Origin of the sequence: Actinomadura vinacea (assembly GCF_039532545.1) — a bacterium.
In the GTDB taxonomy this organism is placed as follows: domain Bacteria; phylum Actinomycetota; class Actinomycetes; order Streptosporangiales; family Streptosporangiaceae; genus Spirillospora; species Spirillospora vinacea.
Window position 1 is genome coordinate 26,003 of sequence record NZ_BAAARW010000014.1, and the last position, 15,233, is coordinate 41,235.

Annotated in this window: 16 protein-coding genes; 8 read left to right on the forward strand and 8 right to left on the reverse strand. The window is 69.7% G+C overall.

Annotated elements, in window-relative coordinates; translation table 11 throughout:
* Positions 1 to 5 precede the first annotated feature (5 nt).
* Positions 6 to 920 carry a lysophospholipid acyltransferase family protein gene (locus tag ABD340_RS20625; protein WP_344590817.1) on the forward strand — a complete coding sequence of 305 codons (915 nt, stop codon included), beginning with the start codon at positions 6 to 8 and terminating at the stop codon, positions 918 to 920.
* 124 nt (positions 921 to 1,044) lie between these two features.
* Here ABD340_RS20625 and ABD340_RS20630 read toward each other — a convergent pair whose 3' ends face one another.
* From ABD340_RS20630 to ABD340_RS20640, 3 genes are read right to left on the reverse strand one after another with little or no spacing between them, the layout of a single operon-like run.
* The gene (locus ABD340_RS20630; protein ID WP_344590819.1) at positions 1,045 to 1,233 is read right to left on the reverse strand and encodes a DUF397 domain-containing protein; all 189 of its coding nucleotides are present in this window, start codon (positions 1,231 to 1,233) and stop codon (positions 1,045 to 1,047) included.
* Between the two features lie 59 nt (positions 1,234 to 1,292).
* On the reverse strand, positions 1,293 to 1,481 hold the full coding sequence (locus tag ABD340_RS20635) for a DUF397 domain-containing protein (protein ID WP_344590821.1): 189 nt from the start codon (positions 1,479 to 1,481) through the stop codon (positions 1,293 to 1,295).
* The gene (locus tag ABD340_RS20640) at positions 1,478 to 2,293 is read right to left on the reverse strand and encodes a helix-turn-helix domain-containing protein (protein WP_344590823.1); all 816 of its coding nucleotides are present in this window, start codon (positions 2,291 to 2,293) and stop codon (positions 1,478 to 1,480) included. Before ABD340_RS20640 ends, ABD340_RS20635 begins: the two co-directional genes overlap by 4 nt.
* 108 nt (positions 2,294 to 2,401) lie before the next feature.
* Here ABD340_RS20640 and ABD340_RS20645 point away from each other — a divergent pair, with 108 nt between their 5' ends.
* The 3 genes from ABD340_RS20645 to ABD340_RS20655 all read left to right on the forward strand — a co-directional run bounded on the left by ABD340_RS20645 (position 2,402) and on the right by ABD340_RS20655 (position 6,629).
* Positions 2,402 to 2,848: an ATP-binding protein gene (locus tag ABD340_RS20645; RefSeq protein WP_344590824.1), complete on the forward strand. Its 447-nt coding sequence runs from the start codon at positions 2,402 to 2,404 to the stop codon at positions 2,846 to 2,848.
* A gap of 198 nt (positions 2,849 to 3,046) precedes the next feature.
* Positions 3,047 to 6,238: a DUF4132 domain-containing protein gene (locus tag ABD340_RS20650; RefSeq protein WP_344590826.1), complete on the forward strand. Its 3,192-nt coding sequence runs from the start codon at positions 3,047 to 3,049 to the stop codon at positions 6,236 to 6,238.
* 52 nt (positions 6,239 to 6,290) lie between these two features.
* Positions 6,291 to 6,629: a DUF6968 family protein gene (locus tag ABD340_RS20655; protein ID WP_344590827.1), complete on the forward strand. Its 339-nt coding sequence runs from the start codon at positions 6,291 to 6,293 to the stop codon at positions 6,627 to 6,629.
* A 49-nt stretch (positions 6,630 to 6,678) separates the two neighbouring features.
* Here ABD340_RS20655 and ABD340_RS20660 read toward each other — a convergent pair whose 3' ends face one another.
* Positions 6,679 to 7,437: a DeoR/GlpR family DNA-binding transcription regulator gene (locus ABD340_RS20660; protein WP_344590829.1), complete on the reverse strand. Its 759-nt coding sequence runs from the start codon at positions 7,435 to 7,437 to the stop codon at positions 6,679 to 6,681.
* A gap of 67 nt (positions 7,438 to 7,504) precedes the next feature.
* Here ABD340_RS20660 and ABD340_RS20665 point away from each other — a divergent pair, with 67 nt between their 5' ends.
* Positions 7,505 to 8,107 (forward strand): HAD family hydrolase, encoded by a 603-nt coding sequence (locus tag ABD340_RS20665; RefSeq protein WP_344590830.1) that lies wholly within the window; start codon positions 7,505 to 7,507, stop codon positions 8,105 to 8,107.
* A 105-nt stretch (positions 8,108 to 8,212) separates the two neighbouring features.
* Here ABD340_RS20665 and ABD340_RS20670 read toward each other — a convergent pair whose 3' ends face one another.
* A complete protein-coding gene (locus ABD340_RS20670) occupies positions 8,213 to 8,866 on the reverse strand; it encodes an HAD family hydrolase (protein ID WP_344590832.1) in 654 nt (217 codons plus the stop codon).
* A gap of 387 nt (positions 8,867 to 9,253) precedes the next feature.
* On the opposite strand from ABD340_RS20670, the gene ABD340_RS20675 reads away from it, so the two are divergent.
* Positions 9,254 to 10,936, forward strand: a complete 1,683-nt coding sequence (locus tag ABD340_RS20675) for an AMP-binding protein (protein ID WP_344590834.1) — start codon at positions 9,254 to 9,256, stop codon at positions 10,934 to 10,936.
* A 430-nt stretch (positions 10,937 to 11,366) separates the two neighbouring features.
* Positions 11,367 to 11,912 carry a hypothetical protein gene (locus ABD340_RS20680; protein ID WP_344590835.1) on the forward strand — a complete coding sequence of 182 codons (546 nt, stop codon included), beginning with the start codon at positions 11,367 to 11,369 and terminating at the stop codon, positions 11,910 to 11,912.
* Here ABD340_RS20680 and ABD340_RS20685 read toward each other — a convergent pair.
* The 3 genes from ABD340_RS20685 to ABD340_RS20695 all read right to left on the reverse strand — a co-directional run bounded on the left by ABD340_RS20685 (position 11,900) and on the right by ABD340_RS20695 (position 13,738).
* Positions 11,900 to 12,772 (reverse strand): HAD family hydrolase, encoded by an 873-nt coding sequence (locus tag ABD340_RS20685; protein WP_344590836.1) that lies wholly within the window; start codon positions 12,770 to 12,772, stop codon positions 11,900 to 11,902. The genes ABD340_RS20680 and ABD340_RS20685 overlap by 13 nt on opposite strands.
* 9 nt (positions 12,773 to 12,781) lie before the next feature.
* Complete coding sequence (locus ABD340_RS20690) at positions 12,782 to 12,976, reverse strand: hypothetical protein (protein WP_344590837.1); 195 nt, start codon at positions 12,974 to 12,976, stop codon at positions 12,782 to 12,784.
* A gap of 102 nt (positions 12,977 to 13,078) precedes the next feature.
* Positions 13,079 to 13,738: a sigma-70 family RNA polymerase sigma factor gene (locus ABD340_RS20695; protein WP_344590839.1), complete on the reverse strand. Its 660-nt coding sequence runs from the start codon at positions 13,736 to 13,738 to the stop codon at positions 13,079 to 13,081.
* Positions 13,739 to 13,925: 187 nt separating this feature from the next.
* On the opposite strand from ABD340_RS20695, the gene ABD340_RS20700 reads away from it, so the two are divergent.
* A partial coding sequence (locus tag ABD340_RS20700) for an antibiotic biosynthesis monooxygenase (RefSeq protein WP_344590840.1) occupies positions 13,926 to 15,233 on the forward strand: 1,308 nt, incomplete at its 3' end.

The following is a 15,233-nucleotide window of genomic DNA, read 5'->3' on the forward strand; positions in this document are numbered from 1 at the left end:
GCCCCATGAACGCCCACCACGAGGAGCCCTCCGCCCGGGACGCCCAGGTCATCCCGCTGAACCCGGCCCGACCCGAGCCCGAGCGTTCCCCGCTGGAACGCAAGCTCGCCTCCGGCCTGGCGTTCGTCCGCCGCCGCCTGGCCGGCGAGTACGAGGTCGACGAGTTCGGCTTCGACGCCGAGTTCAACAGCTCCGTCCTGCTCCCGCTGGCCCGCACGCTCTACGAGCACTGGTTCCGCGTCGAACTGTTCGGCCTGGAGAACCTCCCCGCCGACGGCGGCGCGCTGATCGTCGCCAACCACTCCGGCACGCTGCCCCTGGACGGCATCATGCTGACGGTCGCCGTCCACGACCACGCCCAACGCGACCTGCGCCTCCTCGGCGCCGACCTGATCTACCAGGTCCCGCTGCTGGGCCACCTGTCCCGCAAGGCCGGCCACACCCTGGCCTGCCCCGCCGACGCCGGCCGCCTGCTGAGCAAGGGCGAACTGGTCGGCGTCTTCCCGGAGGGCTTCAAGGGCGTCGGCAAGCCGTTCAGCGAGCGCTACCGCTTGCAGCGCTTCGGCCGCGGCGGCTTCGTCGGCACCGCGCTGCGCGCCGACGTCCCGATCATCCCGTGCGCGATCGTCGGAGCCGAGGAGATCTACCCCAAGATCGCCGACCTGCGCCCGCTGGCCCGCCTGCTCGGCCTCCCGTACTTCCCCGTCACCCCGACCTGGCCCCTCCTGGGCCCGGCGGGCCTGCTGCCGCTGCCGTCCAAGTGGATGATCCAGTTCGGCGAGCCGATGCCCCTGGACGACTACGACGCCGAGGCCGCCGACGACCCGATGACGGTCTTCAATCTGACCGACCACGTGCGCGAGGTCGTCCAGCAGATGCTCTTCGACACCCTCCTCCGAAGAGGCCCCGCCTTCCTCTGAGCCGGCGCTCGCTCCGCTCGGCCTCCTGAATTCGTCCTCGCTCCGCTCGGGCCGGCCAACCTGGAGACCCCAAGGTGAGGGCGGGGCGAAGGACATTGAACCCGGACTGGGGCCGGTGGGCGGATCAGAGGTCGAGTTGGCCGGCCTTTATCTTCTGGACGAGGCTGGCGAAGGCTTCGGGGACGATGGCGACGTGGCCCTCCTGCGGAGCCTTGCTGTCCCTCAAGCCGATGCCCTCGATGATGGTGGCCAGTTCCACGCAATCGGTGTTGTTCGAGGCGCCGCTGTGGGTGCTCTTGCGCCACTGCGTCATTCGTACATCTCCAGCTCTTGATGAATGAGATCCACAGTGAGACTGCGAGACAGGGTGTCTCAGAGGTCGCGGGTGCCGGCCTTGATCTTGGTCAGCAGGATGGCGAAGGCGTGCGGCTCGATGGTGAGGTGCCCTTCTTGAGGAGCCTTGCTGTCCCTCAAGCCGACGCCATCGGTGAGGGAGGCCAGCTCTACGCAGTCCGTGCCCTCGCTGGTACCGCTGTAGCTGGCCTTACGCCACTGCGTCATTGATATCGCTCCATAGCCTGGCGGATGAGATCCCTGCTGCGATTTCTAGGCAAGGCGTCCTGCCCGATTCGGTCGAATCGTACTCGGAGCGAGGCTACGTCCGTTACGTCGACAGCGGTTCTGCCGCCTCCGCACGCTTCCATGTAGACGACGTCTCCCTCGTGCACGGTCATGACCTTAAAGGACCCTTCGAGCGCCTCATGCGCTCCGACGGACCGGGGAAGGAGCCGGACCGAGATGTTCGGCCGTTCGGCCATGTCAAGCAGCTTGGCGAGTTGCTCACGCATCACGGAGGGGCCGCCTACAGGCCAATCCAGGGTGTTCTCGCTCATGATGACCCAGAGGTCAGGCGGTGCGGTCTTGGCAAGGACGGCCTGTCTCGAAACCCTCCTCTCCGCTGAGGCCTCGGGATCCCGCACCCGACCGGCTTCCAGTAGGGCACGAGCGTAGTCAGGGGTCTGGAGGAGTCCAGGAACCACCAGGGCCTCGTAGGTCTTGATGAGGCTGGCTCGCTGCTCGTACGTCACATGCTGCTTCGACCAATCTGCGGTGTGGGCATTTCGTGCGTATCGAACGAGTCTCATGAAGTGGTGATTTAGGTCGAAATGTGAGTCCAGTCGTCGTGCCTGGTCCTCGTTGAGGTTCCAGCCAGAGCGAGCGTGCTCGATGTTCGAAACAGTGTGCCGACTGGCCCCGATGATTCTGCCGATCTCGGACTGGGAGAGGTTGTCCCTCTCGCGGTAGAAGCGCAGGTCATCAGCGATCCAATCGCGGATCGAGGTGTCCGGGTCCAGTGACTCGATGGAGGGCATGACCCACGCTCCGATGTATCGGATGTTTCATTGACACGCGACAAGATAGCGAAGAGTAGGCCAGTCTGTGCGCTGAGTCACCGAATCTCTCTGAAGGGTGATCAGGCGATGTCCGCACCGACGACGGCCAGGATGCTCGTGATAAGGGATCTGCTCGCGACCGGGGCCTCAGTGGGGCTCGCGCGGTCGGTTGTCTCCTACTCCCTTCGCGCCTGGGGGCTCGGCCGGTACGAGGAGCGGGCGTTGGCGATCGTCAGCGAGTTGGCGACGAATGCCGTCGCTGTCTCGGCGCCTACCGACACCGTTCGGCTCTACCTCGCGATCCGACGGGGCTGCTTGGTGCTGGGGGTCTCCGACGCCGCCGGCGGGCGGATGCCCGCGCAACGGACGACCGTCTCGTGCGTTAAGGAGATCGACGAGGCGGAGACGGCAGAGTTCGGGGGGTGGGGGCTGATGCTCGTCGCGGCTTACGCGGATGAGGTGTGGACGGAGCCGACGAAAGACGCCGGGGCGAAATGGGTTTGTGCGGCCATCAAGCTGGGGGTGCAGGAATGATTCCGGTGGCGGCCGGCTCGATTTGTGCCCCGCGCCCACCGTCTCGTGAGGTCCTCGAACAGCTCCAGGACGGGTATGAGCTGCTACGCGCCCCGTGGACGCCGCAAGCCACCGGCATTCCCCGGCGTTACCTGGAGAGGCGACCGTGCGCGTCTCATCGCTGAGCGGCTGTCGGCGGGGGTCTCTACCCTTGGGCCCATGAGCGATCGTCCCCCCGCGTCCGGCGATGAAGACGTCCTGGTGATCCCCGAATCGTGGCGGAGCCGGTTGCATCCGCGCCGCGGCGGCGTCCCCGGGCCGCCGGTGGAGCTCGACCGATCGGCGCCCGCCCGGTTCGCCGAGCAGGTCGACCGCGTCCGGCCCGAGATCGCCAGGCTGCTGACCGGGAACCGGTCGGACGACGTGATCGTCAAGGCGATGCGGGCACACCTGGAGGGGCAGGCCGATCCGCTCGGCGCGGCGGCGGTCGCGGCGGTCGTCGAGCAGGCCACCAAGCTGGCCTCCGGGACGGTGGCCAATATGGTCGCGGACGCCTGGCTGATCGACGGGGGGACGGCGTTCGCGGCGTGCGCGTTCGCCGAACTGGCCCGGGTACAGGTGGTCACCGGCACCAGCGTGCGGTTCCTGTCCGACGGGCAGTCGCCCTCGCCCTGGTGGCGTCCGGGTGCCGCTCGCGTCCGGGCGCTGCTCGCGGCGGCGGAGGACGGCGAGTACGAGGAAGCCGTCCACCGGCTCGCAGAACACCGGGACAGCCAGGCACAGCGGTTGTTGACGGCCTTCCTCGTGCCGACCCGGCGCGACTGGTTCGAGGTCGTCGAGACGTCGCCCGGTTCCGACCTGCGCTGGATGATCTGGTGCTCGCTGGACGACCCCGGCCAGCTCGAACGGCTCGTGCGCAAGCAGAAGATCATCCAGCGGGTGGACCGGAAGTGGGACGTCCTCACCACGGCGGCCGAGGGCATCGGCACGGCGCTCGTCCCGCCGCTGGTCCAGCGGCTTTCGGCCGGTGACCTGTACGAGGACGCGGAGTATGTGCTCCTCCTGGAGATCCTGGCCGCGATGCCCGACGACGAGTCGTTCAACGCCCTGGTCGACCACGCGCACCAGGAGCGTGACAGGCTCGTCCTGCCCGTGCTGGGGAAGGCGATGGAACGGTTCCCGCGGCGCGCGGTGCGGCTGCTGGCCCCGCATATCGGCGCGGATCCGCTGGTCGACGAACTGCTGACCGGGCATTTGCGGGCCCACCCGGAGCTGGTCGAGTCCGATCTGCCGGACGTGGTGGCCGAGGACGTCCGCACACTGGCCAAAAGGCTGCACCGTGTCCCGGAGGCCGGTGATCTGCCGCCGCTCCTGGTCGAGCCGCCGTGGACCCGCCGCCGGAAGGCCCGCAGACCTGTCGTGATCAAGGGCCTGGCGGCACCGGTCGTGCGGGCGGTCGTCTGGGCGCCTGGGGAACGCGAGGAGTGGCTGCCCGAGCCGAGCGACCAGACCGCCGAGCGCCCCGAGCCGGATATTCGAGAGGCGTTGTACGGGCCTGAGGAACACGTCCGGCCCCGGCTCGCGCAGTGGCGACCCGAAACCGACGATGCGGCGTGGCTGTGTCGGCAGTTGCTGGCGCGCTTCGAGTTCGACGCCCTGCACATCGTCCTGGACTTCGCGCAGAAGAGCCCGATCAGCTGCGGGAAGCTGCTGGTGCCGTTTCTGGACGCGCAGGTGGCCGTGCTGATGGCCGAACGGTTCTCGCGGACCACCGCGTCCCGGCAGATCGCGGCGGGCTGGCTCCTCCGGCACGGGACGGCGGCCGTCGAGCTGCTCGTCCCCGACGCGCTCGGCGAGGCCGGCCCGCGGCGGCGGCGCTCGGAGGCGGCGCTGCGCCACCTCGCCTCCCGGCACGGGCGCCGGGACGTCGTCGCGGCCGCCGGGTCCCATGGCGCGGAGGCCGCGGACGCGATCGACGCGATGCTGGCGACCGATCCGCTGGACCTGCTGCCCGCGCGCGTCCCCAAGGTCGGGGAGTGGGCCGCCCCGGCGAGGCTTCCTCAAGTGCTCCTGCGTGACCGTGACCATGCCCTGCCTGAAACCGCGGTCGGGCATGTCCTCACGATGCTGGCGATGTCGAAACCCGGGGAGGTGTACGCGGGCGTCGAGACGGTCCGGGACGTGTGCGATCCGGTGTCGCTGGCCCAGTTCGGGTGGGCCCTGTTCCAGCGGTGGCGGATGGACGGCGAGGACCCGAAGAAGGCATGGGCGATGCAGCAGCTCGCCTGGACGGGTGACGACCACACGGTGCGTGAGTTCGCCGGGGTCCTCAAGCAATGGGTGGCCAAGGGACCGCCGAGCCGCGTGGCCAAGGGGCTCGACATGCTCGCCTCGTTCGAGACCGACGTGGCGCTGACACACCTGCACTGGATCGCCGAAGGGGGCCGCCGGCGCAGCGTGCGCGCCAGGGCGCGCGAGAAGATCGACGCGCTGGCGGGCAATCTCGGGCTGACCTCCGACCAGCTCGCCGACCGGGTGGTGCCGGACTTCGGGCTGGACGCCCAGGGAAGCATGGTCCTGGATTACGGTCCGCGCCGGTTCACGGTCGGGTTCGACGAGCGGCTCCAGCCGTTCGTCTTCGACGCCGAAGGCAAGCCCCGCAAGCTGGTGCCGCGTCCCGTGAAAGCCGACGACCAGCACCTGGCGAAGGCCTCCCACCAGCGGTTCTCGGCGCTGAAGAAGGAGGTCGCGAAGATCGCTGCCGGTGAGATCGACCGGCTGCGGGCCGCGATGCTGCGGAGCCGGACGTGGGAGCCGGACGAGTTCCGGAGGCACCTGGTCGGCCATCCGCTGCTGTGGCACATCGTCCGGCGGCTGGTGTGGCTGTGCGACGGCGAGGCGTTCCGGCTGGCGGAGGACCGCACGTTCGCCGACGTGAACGACGCGACGCTGACCCCGTCCGAGGGGGCCCGGATCCGCGTCGCGCACCCGGTCCTGCTCGGCGACCGGCTGCCCGCGTGGGTGGAGATCTTCGACGACTACGAGATCATGCAGCCGTTCGACCAGCTCGACCGCCCCTGGCACGTGCCGGCCGAGGAGGAACGGGCCGGGCGGAGCCTCGGCCGCTTCGACGGCGCGACCATCTCCGGGTCGTGGCGGGGGGAGTGGACGACACTGGGATGGATGGCCGAAGTGTCGGGCAACACGCTGTCCGGGATCGCCTGCGAAGTCGCCCCCGGGGTGCTGCTGAAGGCCGACCTGGGCGTGCCTCAGAACGGGGCTCTGACCGTCAGGAGCGTCCGGCTCCATGGACGGGACGTACCGCCTCTCAGCGAGATGAATCCGGTGGCGCTCTCGGAGGCGATCGCGGGCCTCGTCCGGATGACGTCCGGCGAACCACCGCACGAGTGACCGTGCTTGCTATCGTGCGGATCCCGCACTGGCGCCGACGGAGTGGAAGCCGATGAAGACTTACGAACTCGGCGAGGTCGTGGCCGAACGGCGGCTGGAGACCGTCGCCGGCAACGGAGCCCGCACGCCCGTGGTCGTAAAGCTCGGCAAGCCACAGCCGGACCCCTTGAGCGCGAATCAGGATTGGTACTGCCCCCACCAGATCCTCGGCTTGGGCGAGAATCGCGTCGAAGCGTCCTACGGGGTCGATTCGCTGCAGGCCTTCCTGCTCGGCGTTTACAGCCTGCAGTTGAAGCTGGCCGAACGAGCAGAGACCGCGCAAGTCCAGTTGGAGTGGGCGGGAACGCCCGATCTGGGGCTGGAAGTCGCCCCAGCGTTCGGCACCGGCTAGCTGTGCTGTCCGCTCGCGCGAGGGCTTCATGAGGATGAAACGGCGCGGGCTAGACCAGCCGGACGGCCACGCCGGCGGCGCGCATCCGGTCGATCTCCTCGGCCGGGGCGGTGTCATCGGTGATGACCAGGTCCAGGTCGGTGGCGGGGCAGACGTGCCCCAGTCCGGTGCGGGTGAACTTGGAGCCGTCGCACACGACGATCGTCCTGGTCGCCGCGGCCATCGCGGCCTGCTTGACGGGCACTTCGGCGAGTTCGTGGGCGGTCAGGCCGTGCCGGGTCGACAGCCCGCACACCGCCAGGACGGTGGTGTCGACGCGCAGGGTGCGGAGCGAGGTCTCGGCCAGGTAGCCGGTGAACGACAGCGTCCCGGGCAGCGCCTGGCCGCCCGGGAGAAGGAGTTTGACCTCTGGTGCGGCGCTGAGCGCGTTGGCCGAGTGCAGGTCCAGGGGGATCGCGGTGACGCGCCGTGCGGCGAGGACGCGGGCGATCCACAGCGCGGTGGTGCCGCTGTCGAGAATGACCGATTCGCCGTCGGAGATCAGCGCGCCGACGGCGGCGGCGATGCGCTGCTTGATCTCGACCGCCTCCCGCTCCCGCATGGCGAACGGCGGCGCCTCGCCGCGCAGCAGCAGGCTCACCGCACCGCCGCGGACCCGGCGCAGCACGCCCTGGTCGGCCAGCTGATCCAGGTCGCGGCGGATCGTCATCTCCGAGCAACCGGTCTGCTCCGCCAGTTCCGCCACACTGACCTTCTCGGCACTGCGCAGCCGTTCGATGATGGCAAGTGCCCGATCTGAACCTTCCATACGTTGTATCTCACATGATATCTGTGAGAAAGACAAGGTATCGCTCAGTCATCCTGTGAGGAGTTGCATGAAGGACTGGATCGTCTTCGACTTCGGCGCCGTCATCAGCCACGAGCCGCCCGAGGAGGCGGGTGCCCTGTTGGCGCAGGCCCTCCACGTCGAGCCCGAGCGGTTCTGGCGGGCCTACTGGAATTACCGCCGGCCCTACGACCTGGGCCACACGATCGCCTCCGAATACTGGGCCGACGTGTGCGCCCGGCTGTCCCGCACATTCGACGACGCCCTGGTCGAGACCCTGATCGCTCTTGACATGACCGCCTGGTCGCACCTGAACGACGGCACCCTGGGCCTCATCCGCGAACTGGCGGCCCGGGACGTGCCGCTGGCCCTGCTCTCCAACGCACCGGCCGAACTGGCCAGGCAGATCGATCAGCAGGAGTGGGCCGAGCCCTTCCGTCACCGCCTCTTCAGCGCCGACCTGGGCATGGCCAAACCGGATCCGCGGATCTACCAAGAGTTGTGTGAACGTCTTGGCGCCGCGCCGTCCGACGTACTGTTCATCGACGACCGGACCGACAACGTAGAGGCCGCCAGACGGTTCGGCATCGAGACGATCCACTTCACCGACGCCGCCAGCCTGCAAGAGCGACTCGGCAGCCGTGCCGCATGAACGCCCACTGAACTCGGTCCGTGTTGTGCTCGACCTGTTCCAGAATCCCCTTGGAGACGCTGCGGGTGTCCTTCGGTGAGTGCGGAAACCCCGCGGCGGCTGCGGCTATGTGGGTGCGCCGGCGCGGGGCGGACTGGCTTGGACGCTCTGCTTCGACGGCGTTTCCCACGCTCGGACGTCGACCACGGCCATCCCGGCCGATCGTGCTGCGCTCACACCGGCGTCGGTGTTCTCGTAGACCAGGCAGCGATCTGGCTCGATCCGCAGCCGAGATGCCGCCAGCAGGAACACGTCTGGAGACGGTTTGAGTCGGGGAGCATGCTGGCGGCCCAAGACGACCGGGAACAGGTCGGCCAGTCCGAGCGCGGCAAGCCCGGCCTGCACCAGCGTGGCGTCGTTGGCGGAGGCCACGGCCATTGGAACGGATGAGCGGCGGGCCACGGTGACCACTGTTTCCACCGGCCGCAGTTCGCTCACATGCGCTGTCCAGTAGGCGCTCGCGCTCCGGTACAGGTCGATGTCGGCGCAGTCGGGCTGCCGCCTGTTATCGCGGGCCAGCCGGCGCCGGACGTCGGCTATGCAAAGAATGGGTTCGGCCTGCAGCCATTCCAGGGTCACCTCAACGTCGAACGCGGCCAGCCCGGCTCGCAGTGCCCGCATGTTCAGGTCGCCGATGTTGGCGAGTGTGCCATCGAAGTCGAAGATGTAGGCATCGCACTCCAACGGGGATTCGCCAGGATGGCAATAGGTGGTGCTCATCGGTCTGCCTTTGCGGGTAGGTGTTTCGCGGGCAGTTGCCAGGCGCGGGCGGTGCCGTCGGGATCGTGCAAGCGGGTGGTGGCCTGCTGCGTCTGAGCGCGCAGCGGGTCGAGCGGCCTTGCCGCCTCCATCACTGTTCGTAATCAAGCGGAACTCAAAGTAGCGAAGACCGTCCTTGGCGGCAACGGCCGGGCGTCGCCCCGTGTGCTGTCGTCTGGGCTGCTCGGTCGGCCGGGTCTACCGCCGGGCGGGCTGGGGGCAATGGACCACCCGAGCCGCATCCGTCGACTACTCTAAGCAATAGGTCGCTCACAGAATGAGAGCGGCATGACGGGGTCGGATCCGTTGACCCGTGAGCCGGTGGCACCTGCCGCTGAAAGGACGAGCATGACCGCGACAACGGAGCGTCCGGACCACGGCATGCGCGCCATGGTGTCGTCGCTGCGCCCGCCGGCGTCCCAGGCCGCGACCTACTACGCGCAGGGCTGGTGGCGCCCGGAGTCGTTCCTCGACGATCTGCGGGCCGCCGCCTCGGCAACGCCCGACCGTCCGGCCTACATCAACTGGCGCCGGGACCTGGGACGCGAGGTCATCGTCACCTTCGGCGAGCTGGCCTCGTACGTGGACCGCCTGTCGGCCGGGCTGCGCGGGCTCGGGCTGTGCCCCGGCGACGTGGTCGCCTTCCAGCTCCCCAACTGGTGGGAGGCGGCGGCGCTCGCTCTGGCCTGCCTGGACGCCGGGCTGATCGCCGTGCCGATGCTGATCACGCTGGGCCGGCGCGAGGTCGAGCGCATCCTGGCGGGAACCGAAGCGAACGCGTGTGTGGTCGTCGACCGGTGGGAGGCCGCGCGCCCGGACCTCCTCCTGGCCGATCTGGCCACCCGGCTGCCACGGCTGGGCCATCGCATCGTGGTCGGCGACGCGGCGGCGACCGGCGCGGTCGCGGTCGCCGACCTGATCAAAGCCGGCTCGTCCCACGCCCGCTCTCCCCGGGGGCCCGACGAGGTGTCCATGGTGCTGTTCACCTCCGGCACGACGGGCGAGATGAAGGGCGTGCTGCACACTCCCAACACCCAGTACGCCTCCATCCGGCCCCGACGCGACGTTCTCCTGCGGACGGCCACACCGGCCAACCTGATCCACTCGGCGGGGATGCAGACCAACGTCCTGATGCCCCTGGTCACCGGGTGCGCCTCGGTGTTCGCCGATACCCTCGACCCGCAGGTATGGCTGGACCTGCTCGCCCGGCACCGGGTCACCGACTTCCTCGTCAACCCCCAGATGTCGCGCACGCTCGTCCAGGCCCAGCGGCGCCGGCGCCGTCCCCTGCCGGACCTGCGAAGGATCATCAACAGCGGGGCCCCGCTCCCGGCGCCCCTCATCGCCCCGATCCGCGACCGGCTGTGCCCGGTGCTGGTGAACGGCTACGGCATGACCGAGACCGGCGGGCTCACCGCGACCGCCGTCGACGACCCGCCCGACCGGGTGGGCAACAGCATCGGCCGCCCGCTCACCGGCCGTCAGATCCGGCTGGCACCCGACGATCCGCCCGGGGTGTTCCGCCTGCATGTCCGCGGCCCCTCGGTGTGCGTGGGCACCTTCCGGCTGCGGGACCGGCAGCCGGCGTGGGTCCCGGCGACCACTGACGGCTGGTACGACACCGGCGACCTGGTCGGCGAGGACGGGCGCGGCGGCCTGCGCTACCTCTCCCGGGTCGCCGACCGGATCGGCAGCCCGCTCCCGATCCCGATCCTGGAGGTCGAGGACGAACTGCTGCGGCATCCCGCCGTCGCCGATGTCGCCATCGTCGGCTGCCCGGACAACGCTGATCAGGAAAGCGTGTGCGCCGTCGTCGTCCCCGCCGGCCCCGCACCCACCCTCGACGGCCTGCGGCGGCACCTGCTCGACACGGGCATGACCGAGTGGTACCTGCCCACCCGCCTGGAGTACGTCGAAGCGTTGCCCCGCAACGACCTGGGCAAGGTGCTCAAGAACCAACTCCGAGACCGCCTCCGCCCGCGGAGTGGTGGAACCGCGGCGTCGGCGGCGACAGATGGCACATTCCACTGAATTCGCTGATGGACGGCACAGCGGCGCTCGGAGACAGGGATGACGTGCGCGAACCGGTCGGGCCGACCGAGCCCGAGGTGCGATCGACTCCGAATACGGTGTGATGCCCTAGCCCCGAAGGAAGTGAACTAGGGAAATGAAGTGATGATCCGGCGTGCCGAGTAACGGGAACCAAAAGGACGGACGGGGCCCTTATGGGGCGCGGCAGATCGATCATATGACCGTAGGGGCCCCGTCACCCCCTCGCGCGGGCTCCTCCGAGTCGATCCGATCGGTGGTTCGGCCACGTCGTCGGTGTCCAGAGCCTGCGCGACGACCCCCTCGACGGCGCGGGCCTCGAGCTCGCCGCCGGGAGTGCAACGCCGCCAGGAACACCTCCGCGGTCAGATCCGACGAAAAGCATGACAGCGCCGGCCAATAGGGTCGGGGTATGAGTCTCATCCGGCGGATCAAGGACGACCCTGAGACGGCCGACCTGCTCATCCACCCGTTCGACTTCGACTTGGACCGGCCCTACTGGGTGGGCGAGGAGGAGACGCTTCGGTCAGGGCAGCGGAAGGAGGCCATTGCGGGCAGGGGGTCCGGGGACGGCTTCTTCTTCTGCGGGGAGGGAGGCGAGGAACGGCCGGTGCTCTACCTGTCGACGGATGGTATGACCAGCCTGGTCGCCGACAATCTCACCGATCTGCTGACGCTCGTCGTCGCGGCTCCGTGGTGGCTGGACTGCCTGTTCTCCTGGCGGGACGGCCTGGACGCGATGCGCGTGAAAGCCGAGGAGTGCCGGGCCGAATACATTGAAGATGCCTTTCCGGACCTGGAGGAATGCCAGGTTCGGGTCGCCGCCGCGCTCGATCTCGACCTGACGGCAGATGTACTGGCCCGATTGCTTTCCGCGGCACGGCGGACGGTGCCGGAATTCATTCTCCTCGGCCCGGAAGGCGACGAAATAGAGCCGCTGGTCACTCAGGCGCGGTAGTGCTTGCGGAGGGCGATTCCGGCGGCGACGCCTCCGGCCAGGGCGCCGGCTCCGGCCGCGGCCGGCAGGGCGACCATGGTGACCTTGCGGCCGGTACGGAAATCGTGGACGGGCCAGCCGTGCTCCTTGGCGTGGTCGCGCAGCGCGGAATCGGGATTGACGGCGTGCGGGTGCCCGACGGCGGTCAGCATGGGCAGGTCGTTGACCGAGTCGCTGTAGGCGGAGCAGCGCGACAGGTCCAGGCCCTCGCGCAGGGCCAGCGCCCGGACGGCCTCGGACTTGGCCGGGCCGTGCAGCAGGTTGCCGACGAGACGTCCGGTGTAGACGCCGTCGTCGGTCTCGGCGACGGTGCCGAGCGCGCCGGTGAGGCCCAGGCGGCGGGCGATGGTGCGGGCGACCTCGACCGGGGTGGCGGTGACGAGCCAGACCTGCTGGCCGGCCTCCAGGTGCTCCAGCGCGAGGGACCGGGTGCCGTGCCAGATCCGGTCGGCCATGACCTCGTCGTAGATCTCCTCGCTCAGCCGGACGAGATCGTCGACGCGCTGCCCGGCGACGAACGCCAGCGCGGCCTCGCGGGCGCTGTGGATGTGGTCGGCGTTCTCCGCGCCGCGCAGCCGGAACGACGCCTGGCCCCAGGCGAACATCGCGAGGTCGCGCATCGTGAACAGCTTCCGGGACGCCAGCCCGCGCGCGAAGTAGTAGATCGACGCGCCGCGCATCATCGTGTTGTCCACGTCGAAGAACGCCGCCGCCGTCGGGTCCGGCTCGGGCAGCGGGGTGGGCGCGGCCGCCGCGGCGGCGGCCACCTCTCCCGCGTTCACCGGGTCCTCGTCCTTGGCGCGCTGCCAGAATCGCCGCATGCGCAGAGCCTAGTCTCCGGGCTTGGCCGACCCCTGTCTTCGTCCTGAATTGCGAGAGTCGTCACCGCGGTCCAGCGCGTCGGCCGCGGCGACCAGCCTGGCGCGCAGGCCCGCCCGGAAGCCCGGGTCGGGTTCGGCGTCGCTCACGTGCAGGCGCTCCAGCGTGCTGGCGTAGGTGGTGGCCCTGATCCGCCTCGTCCTCATGGCAGCCCCCCATGCGAATGCGGTCTCGTCCCGCAAAACGAGGGGCGGGCGCGGCGGTTACGGGCTGTGCGCGGCGAGCCCGCGCGGCGGCGCGGCGCAATCTCAGGCGAGCGCGAGGTCGGCGGGCAGCATCCGGGCCAGCGAGCGCACGGCGCGGTACTGGAGGGCCTTGATCGCGCCGGTCTTCTTGCCCATGATCAGCGCGGTCTCGGCGACCGACAGCCCGTGCAGGAATCGCAGCACCACGCATTCCTGCTGCTCGGAGCCGAGTTCGCGGACGGCTTCCAGCAGCGTCCGGTGGGTCATCGCGTCGAGCACGAGCCGTTCCGGGCCCTCCTGCGGGAGGGCGGGCTCCAGCAGTTCCGCGGTGCAGATCTCCAACCGGTAGCGGGCGGACTTGAAATGGTCGGCGACCAGGTTGCGGGCGATGGTCACCAGCCAGGCGCCGAAGTCCTTGCCCTGCCAGCTGAACGAAGGCATTCGCCGTAGCGCGCGCAGGAACGTGTCGCTGGTGAGGTCCTCGGTGAGGGCGTGGCTGCCCACCCTGTAGTAGACGTACCGGTAGACGAGGTCGACGTAATGGTCGTAGAGGTCGCCGAACGCCTCGGCGTCGCCGTCCCGGGCCCGCAGTACCAGCTCCTTGAGCGCCTCGGCGCGCCGCACCTCGCCGCTGTGGACGCCGCGCCGCGCCGCATGGCGCAGGGCGTTCGGGAACGACAGGGAGGCCCCCGCTGTGCGGGCGTCGAGGGTCAAGCTGCTCATGCAGTTCTCCTCGGGGCTTACGCGACCTCCGGCGTGAATTGCCACTGTAGGTACTTGCGGCTACGGCAGGCAATGGTGGTCTGCGCGCGAACCCCGAGCGCGGACTGTCACTCGCGCTTGTACTTTCCGTCGACAGTAGCGGGCACGGTTTCCCGTACGGGTCCCGCATCGGGCAACATGGGGCGCGATGGTCGATGCTCTTCTCGCGCTGCCGGCGACCTTGGGTGCCTTACTGGCCACAGGGTTGCTTGTTCAGCGCGCCTACAAGGACCGGCTGCTCTACCTGATCGCCCTGTCGGTGACGCAGGTCGGGCTGTCGCTGGCGCTCATCTCGATGATGCTGGGCTTCCTGCTCGGGTTCGGCGGCCCGCTGTTCCGGGTGATGGAGCTCGGCGCGGCGCTGCTCGGGCCGATGTGGCTGGCCCTGGGGATGGTCGAACTGATCACCCGGGTCGTGCAGGTGCGCTTCGGCGCGTGGCTGTTCGCGATCTCCTACACGGTGGTCGCGACGGTCATCCTGCTGGTCGACCCGACGAAGGGCTCGTTCACCAAGAAGCTGCCCAAGCCGGGGCAGACCTACGACGCGCTGCCGCTGCTGCTCATCGACGGCGCGCACGTGATCGCGGTGCTCGCGCTGGTGGCGTGCCTGGTGGTGACCGCGCTGCAGGCCGGCAAGCAGGACCGCGAGGCCGCCGAGCTGCTGATCCCGATCGCGCTGGTCGCGCTGGCCGGGGTGCTGGTGGTCAGCGGCACCCGCGGGTTCCTGCCGGGCTCGCTGGCGGTGATCGCCCTGGGCGGTGCCGCGGGCCTGGTCTGGTACGGCGCGATGCGGACCCTCCCGCCGGCGTACGACGATGGGGAGGGCTACGCCGAGGACGAGTACGGCGACGAGCCTGCCACCGGCTATGAGGAGCAAGGCTACGCGGAGCAGGGCTACCCGCAGCAGCAGGCGCATGCCGCGCCGCCCGAACCGCGCGCCGAGCGCAAGCGCGCCGACAAGCGCGGGGAGTTGCGGTTCCCCGAGCCGGCGCCCGCGGAGGAGAAAGCGATGCGTTACCCCGATCAGCACCCGTCGGCCACCGCCCACGACGATCTGCGCAACGTGCTCGGCGAGCAGGGGATGGCCCCGGGCGCCGCGCCCGGGGCGCCGGGCCGGCCGGGCGGCGCCGACATGGCGGCCGCGTGCGGCCAGATCACCGTGTACACGCTGCTGGACGGCCGCGAGGAGGCGTTCGACCGGCAGGCCGCGGAGCTGGTGCAGGCGGCCCGCACGGCCGAGCCGGAAACGCTGATCTTCGCCTGCCACGAGGTGGTCAACGCGCCCACGCAGCGGATCTTCTACCAGCTGTTCCGGGACGAGGCGGCGTTCGCCGCGCACCAGCGCCAGCCGCATCTGCGCCGCTTCAACGCCGAGTCCCGCACGCACGTGCTGGCGACCAACGTGATCGAGCTGAAGCTCGGCGCGGCCAAGCTGCCGCCGCTGCCGCACGGCCCC